The following is a 12,922-nucleotide window of genomic DNA, read 5'->3' on the forward strand; positions in this document are numbered from 1 at the left end:
TTTTTGACAAACTCAACACTAATTTGTTTGAAAAGGGTGAGTTTAGATTGTAAAAGCATGCCTTGCTAGTTTCTAGTTTAAGGATCCTTGATCAGTCTGGTAGCCCTAAACCTGTTTATCGGGGTTTGTACAAATCTTCCATCAATGTGGGCTTTTTTTTTAATAATTTTCAATATATATATGGAAAGTACATCAATTATAATAGGTTTGGTTGGATTGGCAATTGGTTTTGCCATTGCTAAGTTTTTGGAAAAAGGCAAAGCCTCTAAAATTATCGCCAATGCTAAGAATGAAGCGGCAATTATTGTTAAAGAAGCTACCGTTGAAGGAGAGAATACCAAAAAGGATAAAATTTTTCAAGCTAAGGAAAAGTTTTTAGAGCTAAAGGCAGAGCATGAAAAGGTAATCGTAAATAAAGACAAAAAGATAGCAGAAGCGGAAAAACGTACTAGAGATAAAGAGTCGCAAGTAAGTAGTGAACTTGCAAAAGGAAGAAAACTAAGTGAGGAATTAGATGCAAAGCTGAGTGATGTTAATTTTAGGAGCGACCTTCTCGATAAAAAACAAGCCGAAGTAGAACGCTTGCATAAGAGTCAAGTACAACAATTAGAAGTGATATCTGGGCTATCGGCAGATGAGGCAAAATCACAACTGTTAGAGTCGCTAAGGGATAATGCGAAGTCTGACGCGATGGCTTTTATCCAGTCGACCATAGAAGAAGCAAAATTGACCGCACAGCAAGAGGCTAAAAAAATAGTGATCAATACAATTCAACGTATCGGTACCGAAGAAGCGGTAGAAAACTGCGTGTCTGTCTTTAACCTAGAGTCGGATGATGTAAAAGGTAGGATCATCGGAAGAGAAGGTAGGAATATTAGAGCTCTAGAAGCTGCTACAGGAGTAGAAATTATAGTTGACGATACCCCAGAGGCTATTATTCTTTCTTGTTTTGATTCGGTTAGAAGAGAGGTGGCTCGTTTATCATTGCATAAATTGGTGACTGATGGAAGAATTCACCCTGCCCGTATCGAAGAAATTGTAAAAAAGACCGAGAAACAAATAGAGGAAGAGATCGTAGAGATAGGTAAACGTACCGTTATAGATCTTGGTATTCATGGCTTACATCCAGAACTTATCAAGGCGGTAGGTAGAATGAAATACCGTTCTTCTTATGGACAAAACCTGTTACAGCACTCTAGGGAAGTAGCTAAGCTTTGTGGGGTTATGGCGGCCGAATTAGGAGTTAATGCTAAATTGGCAAAACGTGCCGGACTTTTACATGATATAGGTAAAGTGCCAAATACGGAGGCTGAAGTAGAAACACCGCATGCTATCTTAGGGATGCAATGGGCTGAGAAATTTGGTGAAAAACCAGATGTGTGCAATGCCATTGGAGCTCACCATGATGAAATAGAAATGAAAACTCTTATTGCTCCAATTGTTCAGGTATGTGATGCCATTAGTGGCGCAAGACCAGGGGCAAGGAGACAGGTGTTAGATTCGTATATCCAAAGATTAAAAGATTTAGAAGAGATAGCTTTTGGTTTCGGAGGAGTACAAAAGGCGTATGCCATCCAAGCCGGTAGAGAGTTAAGAGTAATTGTAGAAAGTGAGAAAGTTAGCGATGATAAGGCTGCTGAATTATCTTTTGAAATTTCTCAAAAAATACAGACTGATATGACTTATCCAGGGCAAGTAAAGGTTACTGTAATAAGAGAAACTAGAGCTGTAAACGTAGCTAAATAATCCAAGAGTATTTTTATATAAGGGAGAAAAGCCAGCTGATTCAGCTGGCTTTTTTTATTTGGTGCTACTATATAATTAGGTTAATACAATTTTATAATCAGGTATTTATTGGCTTTAGCGATTCTATGTAATACGCATTGCGATCAGTTTTTGGTAGGTTCAATTCAAATTATTTCCGGTGATTTCAGAAAATCCCGGTAATAATAGTCTGTTTCTTTGGCTTTCATTGCTTGTCTATAAGCTTGGTTGGCAAGTAGTAGCTTGATCTGATTTAGCTTGGCACTATCGCTGTAAGAATCGTTCTAAGCTTGCCTGTGTTGGTGGCAGGGTCTTTTGTAAGAGTGTTGTTCTGTGGGGTTATTTACCGCTGTAATAGAGGTTTAGAGATAGGAGAACTAGTTGTGTCTATAAAATAAAACAGCCTGTTAATAAAAACAGGCTGTTTGGTTATAGGTTTAAAAACAATGTCGGATTACTCTTCCTTCGTGGTTTCTGCTTCGTCATTCTCGGCATCTTCCGCTTCTTTAATTAAATTGTTTTCTAAAATATTTAATTTTTTAAGCTTTTCCTTCCAGGTAGCTAAAGCGGCTTTGTGATTTTCAATATTCTTAATCACCTCTCTAACTAATGGATTGTCTTCCGAAGCGTTGGAGAAGAATTGAAGGTTGTTCTCCAATTGTCTGACCTCATTTTTGCTTTCGTCTATTTTTCTTCTAATAAAAGTGCGTTCGTTAGAGATAGCATATTCATTGTCATTATTAGCCAATTGCTGAATCTTATTGCCGTATTTGAGCAATTCTGCTTCTTGTTTGTTGATGTTTAGTTTTTTGAAAATTGCATCAAGAATTTTGTTGAACTTAACATTAATGTTCTTTTTGTTAAAAGGAACCCTGCCTATAGATTTCCATTCTGATATGAATTCTTTTATGCTGCTTAAATCTTTGGATTTATCCCCACTTAGTTCAAAAGCTTTTAGTTTTTCTAAACATGCATTTTTTAGATCAAAATTCTCAGCTTCTTCCTTGTGTGCTTCATTTTTTAAGGCGTGTAAACGGTCAAAGAAATGGTTGCAAGCGGCTTTGAATTCTTTCCATATTTTATCCGAATACTTTCTTGGGACATGTCCGATTTTTTTCCATTCGTTCTGAATCCTTTTTAATTCTTGGGTAGTCGTATCCCAATCTTCACTATCCTTTAAGGAAACGGCAAGTTTTAATAAATCTCTTTTTTTATCAAGATTTATCTGCTGTTCTTTCTTTAGGTTTTTATAGTAGTTGTTTTTGTTTCTATTAAATTCCCTAACAGCTTCCTTGAAGCTTGCCCAAGTTTTTTCATTTACCTTTTGTGGAACCTTCCCTGCCTTGAAGAACGACTCTCGAAGCGCTTCGACCTCTTTTATCTGTTGTTGAAGCTCTTTGTGTTTCTGAGAAACGTTGGAAGCTATAGCGCTAATAGCTTGGGTAATTTCTGTTTTCTTGGCTAAGTTTTGCTCGTATACTTTTTCAATGTCTTTAAAGTATTCTTGCCTACGGCCATGAAGAGCTTTGGTGGCATTGCTGAAGCGTTCCCAGATAGCTTCTCTATGGTCCTTGCCTACAGGGCCTATATCTTCTTTCCAGATTTTGTGCAGGGTTTGTAGTTCTTGGAAGGCTTTAGATAAATCTTCTTCCGCAACTAGGGCTTCGGCACGTTCTACTATCTTAATTTTTTCTTCTAGATTATGTTTAAAATCTAAATCGCGCAACTCTCTATTGAGGTGTAAAAAGTCGTAAAAAATTTCAATATGATGGTGGTAAGTACGCCAAACATCATTGTAGTTTGTTCTTGGAATAGGGCCTGCATTTTTCCAAGCTTCCTGTAAGTCCTTGAAGTTTTTATAGGTGGTGTTGATGTCTTCTTCGACATTTACAAGGCCCTTTAACTCATTGATTATTTCTAGTCTCTTGGCTAAATTGGCTTTAAGTCCCTGTTCTAAATTTTTATAATAGAGGTTTCTTTTTTCGCGATATTCGGAATAAACTTCATTATACTGACGCTTGGTAACCGAATTGTATCGAAAATCTATTTCATTACCGCCATTATTTATAAAGTCTTCCTTCTTTTCCTCTATAAAATCTTGAAATTTTAAGTCGAATTCAGCTTTTATGCCTTCTACATGCTTCTTTATCGCTTGTACCTTTTCGTTACGGATCAAGCGTTGTAATTCTCCAACCAGATTTTCCATGGACATGGCATGGTAGTCGGGCATAGGGATCTGGTGTCTTTGTTGATTGTCTTCGTCCTCGGCATCTTCGGCATTAGATTCATCAATTTCTTCCAATACATCTTCTTTCTCTTCGCCGCCATCTTTTTTAGTGGATGTTTCTGCCATAGCTGATGTTGTATCTATATCGGCAACAGATTCTTGATCTCCTGTATTTGTGGTTGTTGTTTCAGATGTTATTTCTGAATTTTTGGAGGATTCAGAGGTCTCTGAAACTTCTTCTGTCTCTACATTATTTTGTAGTTTATCTTCTTTGTCTTCTAACATTTTATGAATGTTTATAGCTTTCTTATTCTAATATACGGAAATATACTAACAACCGTTTTAATAGCAAAGCTAATGAATCTTCTTTTTAAGATTTAGCAGTGAAAAATGCAAAATGTATCTTAAAATTTCTTCCTTACTTATAATTCCTCATTAGAATTCCATATGGACCAAGCTTTTTCTGCCTGTAGCTCCAACATGTTTGCTCCGTTACAGATCTGGGCTCCTTGTGCTTCTCCTGCCAAAAGGAAGGCTGTTTTTTCTGGATTATAAATTAAATCGTAGAGGAGGTGTTTTTCTGTAATAAGTGAATATGGAATGGTTGGTTTATCTTCTATATTGGGAAAGGTTCCTAAAGGAGTGCAATTGACTATCACTGAGTAATTGTCCATGATGTCCCTATTAAGGTCCCTATACTGCAGTTGTCCTTCTGCGGGGTTTCGCGAAACAAATTTATAACGAATCCCCAATTCAGCGAAAACATGGGCCACTGCTTTAGAAGCGCCACCAGTACCTAAGATAAGAGCTTTGCTGTGGTGAGCTTTTAAGTGGGGTGCAATAGATTGTTGAAACCCATGGGCGTCTGTATTGTAACCATACGTATTGTTTCCAATGACTTTTATGGTGTTTACTGCTCCTATTTTTTGTGCTTCTGGTTGAATCTTAGTTAATAGAGGCATTATTTGTTCCTTGTAGGGAATGGTCACATTAAAACCTACGATATTATTGTTGTCTTTTAGAAGATTAGTAAATTCTGTTATTTCTTCCAAGTCAAAATTTTCATAAGAATGGGTGTCTAGTCCCATTTTTGAAAACTTATTAGTAAAATACCCTTTTGAAAATGAATAGGAAATGTTTTTTCCTATCAAACCAAATCTAAACTTTTTTTTCTCTGTTATTTCCATACCAATCCAAACCTATTAAAATGAATATTCCAAATAAGATAAAAAATAAAGCCCACCATGTTTCTGTAGACTCTAATTGTGGTAAATATCTTTCGTAATTTTTTATGATAGGATTTTGGTTTGAATCCATTATTAGGTTGCCATCGTCAGCTGTAAGGAAAAGAGTTCTTTTCCAAGGCCAGACCACTCCTAAGGAGCCGGTTATAAAACCAATAATTACCGCAGTGGTAATATGTTTGTACCGTTTTAATACATAGCTTAACAAATGTGATAAAGTAACCAGGCCTACCGCTGATCCTGCTGTAAAGACAGCTAATATTTTTAAGGTGTTCAGGCGCTTTGAGTTTTCTAGAAAACTAAAGTTGCCTATCAGGATTTCGGATAAAGTGTCGTAAAGGGCATTTACAGAATCGACCAACAATAAAACGTAGTTTCCTAGTAAGATTAGGATAAAGGATCCGGATAATCCAGGTAAAGTCATTCCAGAAACACTTATTATACCGCAGAAAAAAATAAAAACCAGGTTGCCGTTTTCCCGGGCCGGACTAAGAAAGCTTATGGAGATGCCTACTAAAAGACCTAACATGCCGGCTGTAATAGTTTTCTTGTTCCAATGGTTAAAGTCCTTAGCGATAAAGTAAATAGAGCCAAGGATCATCCCGAAAAAGCTAGCCCAAACAAAAAGCTCCCTAGTTTCTAAAAAATAATCCAAGATTTTAGAAATACTAAAATAGCTTACCAGCATTCCAAGAATTAGAAGCGATAAAAATTCTCCATTGGTATAGCTATAAAAACTCTTAAACCTTCCGCTTGCCAAAAGTTTTAAGGCTTTTAAGTTGACTTTTTGAAGGGAATATATGAATTCCTCGTAAAAACCACCGACGTAGGCAACAATGCCTCCAGAGACACCAGGTACTTTATTTGCAGCCCCCATACACAGTCCTTTGATAATCAAAAAGAATTTATCCGACAATGTTCTGGAGTCTTTCATTTGGGAGGTAATGTTTATTTTTTAGTAGCTAACTTTTCTAGCATAAAAATAAGGGAAAAACCTAGGATACCTAATAGAACGGCCCATAATATTTGAGGATCGCCATCAAAGGAAAGAGGTGAAATGTTTTGTTCCTTAATAGTAATTATTTTTTCGCCAAAGGTTTTTGTTTCCAACACTTCTTTCCATGGCCATATTTTGTTAAGCGAACCTAGAATAAAGCCTGTTAGAATGGCGAGGGTAAGGTTCTTATGGTGCGCAAACATCCATTTTAAGAGCTTAGAAAAACTCAATAACCCAAAAATAGCCCCAAAACCTACAGTTACAATTATTTTAAGATCGCGTTCATGAACGGCTTCAAGGATGGTTTTATACGATCCTAATAAAACAAGAATAAAGGCTCCTGATATACCAGGTAAAATCATAGCGCAAATAGCCAAAGCTCCCGAGAAAAACAAGTAAAGGAGGGAGTCGGTATTCGTAGAAGGGGGTAGGGTGGTAATAAAATAGGCCACTACCGCGCCAAGAACTAACATCAATATGGTGGCGGTATTCCAGCGTTGTATTTCCTTGCCTACGAAAAAGACGCTGGCAATAACAAGGCCAAAAAAGAAGGACCAAAGCGGAATAGCCTGATTTTCTAATAGCCAACTGATTAATTTGGCCAAGGAAACTACGCTAATTGCTATGCCTGAGACTAAGGCAAGTAAAAAATTACCGTTTAATTGTTTCCAAAAAGAAGTAAAACCTTCTTTTTTAAAGGTTTTTAAGAGCGATAAGTTCACGTTGTTAATACTACTGATAAGTTCTTCGTAAATACCAGAGATAAAGGCGATGGTGCCTCCTGAAACCCCGGGTACTACATCAGCAGCACCCATGGCCATTCCTTTTAGGGATATAAAAATATAATTTAAAAGATTGCGTTTTTCCATAGTTGATAAAAAAACAAAAATAGTTTATTTATCTGGAAGCTTTTTTGATATCTTGGATTAAGTTTTTCGCCCAGTCCGTATGGTAAAATTGCGGAAACTCCTTCTTGAATAAATGTAACTGTCCTATATCTATTTTTAAAGCATTGATTAGTTGGTGCTGAGCTTTTTCGAAATCGCTGATCAATAAGTAAAAGCCTGCTAATTTATATTGCATTTCTGAGCGATCTGGATAAAAAACGATCCCTTGCAATAATATTTCAATGGCCGAGGGTACATCAAAGTTTTGGATCGCAACATTGGCCCAATGAAACCATATATCAAATTCAAAATATCCTAAGTCTACCGCCTGTTGGTAGGCATAATAGGCCTCGTCATTGTTTTTTAAGGTGGCGTGTATGCGTCCGCATTTTTTCCAGTATTTGGCATTCTCGCCATCTAGATTAATGGCCTTATTAATATAAAAAAGGGCTTTTGTGAAATCTTTTTGTCGAATATAATAGTCCGTAATGGCTAGCCATCCCTTGTCTAATAAAGGGTCTTCGTGTACAGTTCTGTAGTAAAATGACTTTGCTAACTCCTCATTTTGTAACTTTTCATGGCACCTCCCGATTCTCAAATAGGCATGAGAAGTGGGGTCTTCCATTTCAATAGTGATCTCGTAGTTTTCTATAGCTTCATTGTATCGGCCCAGTTTTTCCAAAACCTTTCCTTTTTCAAAGTAGGCTCCAATAAAGGTATCATCCGAAATAACCGCAAAATCAAATGCAGCCAAGGCCTCTTTGTACAGTTTTTTCTCAAAATACATTTTTCCCAGCTGATGCCAAGCAACTTCGCTATACGGGTTTCGCTCTAAGTAATCGTTCAGATATAAGATGGCACCATCATGTTCTTCCAAGAACTCAAAACAATAGATGACATTGTAGAGCGATTGGTAATCATGTTCGTCATGCGAAACACATTTCATGAAGTTGAGTTTTGCATCTTCAAAATTATCCATAAATAGATACTCCATACCTAGTAGGGAATGAATGTCAAAACTATCATCGGTAAGGTTAAGAGCCTCATGTAAGAGCATTACTGCGGCCTCATGATTGTCTTTTTTAGAAAATATGTTGGCACGCTGAATGTAAATTTCTTCGTTGCTACTATCAATAGACTGTAATTCGTCAAGTAGTTGTTCGGCCAGATCCAAGTTGTCTTCAAAGACAAGGACTTCAACAAATAACAGCTTCAATTCGACACTGTCGGGATGCTGTTCTAAACTAATTTTTATAGCCTTTTTGGCCAAGGCAATTTTGCCGTTGTTTAAGTAATGGTGTATGATGTCCTCGAAATCCTCTGCGTCAAAGAAGTATATGTCATCTGTCTTGAGCATGGATTCAAACTTTGTAATGGGTGGTCCAGGTCTTTCATTCGGTTCTAACGCCATAGGAACTCTTTGATTAATCTTATGAAACTAAAATAGTCTTTTGAGAATTGTATTTACGGGGGGTCGGGACTATATTATTAACAAATTAGTTAACAATTTATAATTGCGATGTATCTAAAACTTCTAGGATAATAGCACACCCAGCCATAATTTCCTCTTCAGAGAGGGTTAATGGGGGTGAAATCCGCACCGCTGTAGGTTCAAATAGCAACCAAAACAGAATAAGACCCCTTTGGGCGCATTTAAGAACCAATTCATTGGCTAATTCCGGGCTGTTTACCATAATGGCAAGCATTAAGCCTTTCCCGCGTATTTCGGTAATTTTCGGATGTTTTAAAAGTTTTCTGAAAAGCTTTTCCTTTTTTAAGGTGTCGGCAATCAGTTGGGATTCCGTCAACTCCTCCAAGGTTGCCAAACAGGCAGCTGCTATAACAGGGTTTCCGCCAAAGGTAGTAATATGTCCGAGTTTCGGACTATCTTGCAATGACTGCATTATTTTATTGGAAGATACAAATGCACCTACAGGCATCCCGCTAGCCATCCCTTTGCCTATTACCAAAATGTCCGGAACACAATTGAAGTGCTCAAAAGAAAATAACTTTCCAGTCCTTCCAAATCCCGGCTGTATTTCATCTAAAATAAGTAGGGCGCCAACTTCTGAACATCGTTGTCTAACCTTCTGTAAATAATCATTTTTTGGCAATATAAAGCCCGCTCCTCCTTGTATGGTTTCCAAAACGACCGCGGCTGTTTTTTCCGTGATACGTACCAGATCTTCTTCCGCATTAAACTGAATAAAGCCAACATCGGGAATAAGTGGCCTAAAAACGCTTTTTCGCTCTTCATATCCCATTAAGCTTAGGCTTCCCATGGTATTTCCATGATAGGCCTTCTTTGCTGCTAAAATTTGTGTTCTTCCTGTATATCGTCTGGCTAATTTTATGGCACCTTCCATCGCTTCTGTTCCCGAGTTTACCAGATAAGTGGACTCTAAAGGATCGGGCAGGTGTTTTGCTAAAAGCTTGGCATAGGCTACGGCAGGCTCCTGAATATACTCTCCATATACCATAACATGCATATATTTCTCTGCTTGTTCTTGGATGGCCTTTACCACTCTTGGGTGACAATGCCCAAGGCCACAGGCAGAAACGCCGGCTACAAAATCTAAATGAGCCTTGCCATGGGAATCATAAATATAAGACCCCTTGGCATGGGAAACTTCCATGGCTAAAGGGTGTGGGCTAGTCTGAGCCTGATATTTAAAAAAATCGTGAAGCATTTTAAGGTTCTTGTTTGGCTTTTGTTAAGGCAGTTTTTGTTTTAGAAGGTGCTGTGCTTGGTCTATTTTTTTCTGGTTGGTTAATGGGGTCTCCTTGGTTTTTAGAACGCTCTTCTTCCTCAGCATCTATGTCTATAGGGTTTTCTATGCCTCTAATGGTAGGGAGTACTAGATTGTTGTCGTCCTCGTCGAAGATATCTTCCATAGTAAGTATCCGTTCTTCTCCTCTCCAAATAAAACCTTTTAATTTTCGGCTATTATCGGGTAAATCTTTTTCCGGAAAAATATCCCCATCGGCATTGATATTGAGGTAGATGTCTTCAATATCGTTTTTGTCCATCGTTAATCGGATAGCACTACAGATACTTTTGTTAATGCCTATAGGTTCTTTCTTGTCGTTGTACATATAGTAAATGACCTCGGTATTCTTTACCAAATCAATGATTTTTAGCTCATTGTCTATAAACTGTCCAAACAAATCTTTTCCCTTTGCTTGGTTATAGCCAGTGTTGCTAACCGTGTCCAAGGCTATGATAAAGGCATTATTGATTACCTTGAGCGAATCGAGTTTTTCGGTTTTTAAATTCGTGAGCAAATGAATGCTGTCCCCGGTCATCTGGTTTTTTCCGTTCCAAATAATAGGGGCTTTAATGAGTTGTGTTATTCCTGTCTTTTGGTCGAAATGAATAGAATCGCATTTGCCGCTAAGATCTTTTTTGTAAAATTTGGCATTTCTAAAGGTTCTTAAGATACGTTCATCGGGTTTTCCGGTGATCATTAAAGTATCTCCGTGCATATAAAGGGAGTCTTTTTCTACCAAGGTAATTGATACGGCACGTTTGGTAGCAAAGACAGAATCCTTGGCCTTGTGTATTTCGGCATAATGAGCCCTTATGATTCCCTTGTTAATGGTGTCGGTGATGGTGATGTTATTGGTGGCAGAAGCAAATTCCGATTTCTTGTCAAAGAAAAGACTGTCGCCTTGAATAATTCTGTTGTTGTAGTCTATTCGGGTATTTTTGATGCCGTAACCACTTTCTATTTTTGTGTCGTAGAATCCACGTTCGCAATACAGTTTATAGGCTTCCCCTGTAATGGTTGAAGGTCCGTACATATAGACATTCTTTGAAGTCGTATAATAATCTAATTGTTTAGAATCTATAGTATATTCGGGATTGTTGATTTTTACGCTGTCTAAAAACTGTAATTTTTTTAGAGGCATAAAATAACGGCCTATTTTACTTGTCAGGGTATTGGAAGAATCTACTACGGTACCATGGTCTTGGTAAAAAGCTTCTTGCTTTTCTCGGTCAAGCCTTAGGGTATCGGTAGTAAGGGTCATACTAGAGTTTGTCAGTACAACATTGTCCCATGCTTTTGCCAGTTTTACGTTACCATTGTAGTCTATTTTGCCACTGGTCATCTTTAGGGAATCTCCTTGTTGTAAACGGATATTGCCAATGGCTTTTAGCTTATTCTCTTTCTGGTAAAAGATGGCAATATCGCACCATAAGTCGGCGCCTTGATGTTCAAATTGTACCTGTTGCTCATCTTTCCTGAAAATAGCTGCACCGGGATACAGTTTCTCGTCTTTGGTAAAGGTACCACCGTAAACAATGTTTATTTGTTTTTTTTGGGGTTGTTTATCTTGCGCCGGGCTATGATAAGCTAAGAGAGCTGCAAATAAAAAGAATACTAACTTGTGCAAGGTGTTTAATTTTTGCTCAAAAATAGCATATTTTGAGTGAGGATAATATAGTTTAGGATAGAATTAGTATAAGAGTAGAAATAAAAAAGCCACTTTACAGTGGCTTTTTAACTCTTATCTATGAATGGTTTGTGTTCTGTCTGGGCCTACCGAAACAATTTTAATAGGCACTTCAAGTTCTTTTTCCAAAAATTCGATATAATCGTTTAAAGCCTGTGGTAATTGAGAAGCTTCTGTCATACCAGTTAAATCTTCGTTCCATCCTTTTAATTCAGTATAAACAGGAGTAACGTTCTCTGGCTCAATATTATAAGGGAAATGGTTTATGATCTCTCCTTTATATTTGTAGGCAGTACAAACATTAATGGTTTTAAAGCCAGAAAGTACATCGCCTTTCATCATCATTAATTGAGTAACACCGTTCACTTGAACTGCGTATTTCAAAGCTATAAGGTCTAACCATCCACAGCGTCTTGGTCTTCCTGTTACAGCACCAAATTCGTTACCGATCTTAGCCATTTTTAAGCCTACTTCGTCAAATAATTCAGTAGGGAATGGGCCAGAACCAACACGGGTTGTATAGGCTTTAAAAATACCGTATACTTCCTTAACCTTATTAGGGGCGATTCCCAAACCTGTACAAGCACCAGCTGCTGTAGTGTTAGAAGAAGTAACAAACGGATAAGTACCAAAATCAATATCTAATAAAGATCCCTGTGCGCCTTCAGCTAAAATAGTTTGACCTTCTTTGATGGCACTGTTAAGGTATTCTTCGCTATCGATAAACTGTAATTCCTTTAATTTTTCGACTGCGGCAAAAAATTCTTTTTCCAGTTCTTCTAGATCGTATTCTATGGCTACATCGTAGAAGCTGATCATAGATTCGTGCTTATTAGCTAGCGCGCGATATTTTTCTTTCCAATTTTCTAATTCAAGGTCGCCTATACGAATTCCGTTTCTGCCGGTTTTATCCATATAAGTGGGGCCAATACCTTTTAAGGTAGAGCCTATTTTAGCTTTTCCTTTACTGGTTTCGCTAGCGGCATCCAATAAACGGTGCGTTGGAATAATGATATGGGCTTTTCGGGATACGATCAATGTTTTTTTATAATCGATCTTAAATTTATCCAAGCCTTCTAGTTCTTTTACAAAAACTACAGGGTCTATAACCACACCATTCCCGATAACATTCACGGATTCCTTATGAAAAATACCTGAGGGGATAGTACGTAGAACATGTTTAATTCCGTCGAACTCCAAGGTGTGTCCCGCATTTGGGCCTCCCTGAAAACGGGCAATTATGTCATAGTCTTTGGTTAGTACATCAACGATTTTTCCTTTTCCTTCGTCTCCCCACTGTAGTCCTAGTAGTAAATCTACTGCCATTATATTATGTAATTGGATT

General features: G+C 37.6%; 9 protein-coding genes and 1 other RNA gene. 2 read left to right on the forward strand and 8 right to left on the reverse strand.

All coding sequences use genetic code 11. The features are described from left to right. Positions 1 to 10: 10 nt before the first annotated feature. Together ssrS and rny are read left to right on the forward strand one after the other, a co-directional pair. Positions 11 to 127, forward strand: a non-coding RNA gene (gene ssrS, locus HCG49_RS14010) — 6S RNA. Positions 128 to 180: 53 nt separating this feature from the next. Continuing rightward, complete coding sequence (rny, locus tag HCG49_RS14015) at positions 181 to 1,746, forward strand: ribonuclease Y (RefSeq protein ID WP_072765960.1); 1,566 nt, start codon at positions 181 to 183, stop codon at positions 1,744 to 1,746. A gap of 472 nt (positions 1,747 to 2,218) precedes the next feature. On the opposite strand, the gene HCG49_RS14020 is transcribed toward rny, so the two are convergent. From HCG49_RS14020 to HCG49_RS14055, 8 genes are all read right to left on the reverse strand, one after another. Continuing rightward, positions 2,219 to 4,276: a DUF349 domain-containing protein gene (locus HCG49_RS14020; RefSeq protein WP_168470164.1), complete on the reverse strand. Its 2,058-nt coding sequence runs from the start codon at positions 4,274 to 4,276 to the stop codon at positions 2,219 to 2,221. Positions 4,277 to 4,413: 137 nt separating this feature from the next. Then, positions 4,414 to 5,178 (reverse strand): shikimate dehydrogenase family protein, encoded by a 765-nt coding sequence (locus HCG49_RS14025; RefSeq protein WP_168470165.1) that lies wholly within the window; start codon positions 5,176 to 5,178, stop codon positions 4,414 to 4,416. Next, entirely contained in the window at positions 5,150 to 6,169 is a 1,020-nt protein-coding gene (locus HCG49_RS14030; RefSeq protein WP_168470166.1) for a DUF368 domain-containing protein, read from the reverse strand. Before HCG49_RS14030 ends, HCG49_RS14025 begins: the two co-directional genes overlap by 29 nt. 14 nt (positions 6,170 to 6,183) lie before the next feature. Next, positions 6,184 to 7,101 (reverse strand): DUF368 domain-containing protein, encoded by a 918-nt coding sequence (locus HCG49_RS14035; RefSeq protein ID WP_168470167.1) that lies wholly within the window; start codon positions 7,099 to 7,101, stop codon positions 6,184 to 6,186. Positions 7,102 to 7,129: 28 nt separating this feature from the next. Continuing rightward, on the reverse strand, positions 7,130 to 8,530 hold the full coding sequence (locus tag HCG49_RS14040; protein ID WP_168470168.1) for a tetratricopeptide repeat protein: 1,401 nt from the start codon (positions 8,528 to 8,530) through the stop codon (positions 7,130 to 7,132). Between the two features lie 97 nt (positions 8,531 to 8,627). Further along, positions 8,628 to 9,809 carry an aspartate aminotransferase family protein gene (locus HCG49_RS14045; RefSeq protein WP_168470169.1) on the reverse strand — a complete coding sequence of 394 codons (1,182 nt, stop codon included), beginning with the start codon at positions 9,807 to 9,809 and terminating at the stop codon, positions 8,628 to 8,630. Position 9,810: 1 nt separating this feature from the next. Then, positions 9,811 to 11,517 (reverse strand): OstA-like protein, encoded by a 1,707-nt coding sequence (locus HCG49_RS14050; RefSeq protein WP_205764410.1) that lies wholly within the window; start codon positions 11,515 to 11,517, stop codon positions 9,811 to 9,813. A 114-nt stretch (positions 11,518 to 11,631) separates the two neighbouring features. Continuing rightward, positions 11,632 to 12,903, reverse strand: a complete 1,272-nt coding sequence (locus tag HCG49_RS14055) for an adenylosuccinate synthase (protein ID WP_072765009.1) — start codon at positions 12,901 to 12,903, stop codon at positions 11,632 to 11,634. Positions 12,904 to 12,922: the final 19 nt, after the last annotated feature.

Source organism: Arenibacter sp. 6A1, assembly GCF_012272855.1.
In the GTDB taxonomy this organism is placed as follows: Bacteria; Bacteroidota; Bacteroidia; order Flavobacteriales; family Flavobacteriaceae; genus Arenibacter.

What these genes read in the sequence shown, in the direction of transcription:
- rny (WP_072765960.1), top strand. Translation starts at nt 181, where the DNA reads ATGGAAAGTACATCAATTATAATAGGTTTGGTTGGATTGGCAATTGGT.
- HCG49_RS14030 (WP_168470166.1), bottom strand. Translation starts at nt 6,169, where the DNA reads ATGAAAGACTCCAGAACATTGTCGGATAAATTCTTTTTGATTATCAAA.
- HCG49_RS14045 (WP_168470169.1), bottom strand. Translation starts at nt 9,809, where the DNA reads ATGCTTCACGATTTTTTTAAATATCAGGCTCAGACTAGCCCACACCCT.
- HCG49_RS14055 (WP_072765009.1), bottom strand. Translation starts at nt 12,903, where the DNA reads ATGGCAGTAGATTTACTACTAGGACTACAGTGGGGAGACGAAGGAAAA.
- HCG49_RS14020 (WP_168470164.1), bottom strand. Translation starts at nt 4,276, where the DNA reads ATGTTAGAAGACAAAGAAGATAAACTACAAAATAATGTAGAGACAGAA.
- HCG49_RS14040 (WP_168470168.1), bottom strand. Translation starts at nt 8,530, where the DNA reads ATGGCGTTAGAACCGAATGAAAGACCTGGACCACCCATTACAAAGTTT.
- HCG49_RS14025 (WP_168470165.1), bottom strand. Translation starts at nt 5,178, where the DNA reads ATGGAAATAACAGAGAAAAAAAAGTTTAGATTTGGTTTGATAGGAAAA.
- HCG49_RS14035 (WP_168470167.1), bottom strand. Translation starts at nt 7,101, where the DNA reads ATGGAAAAACGCAATCTTTTAAATTATATTTTTATATCCCTAAAAGGA.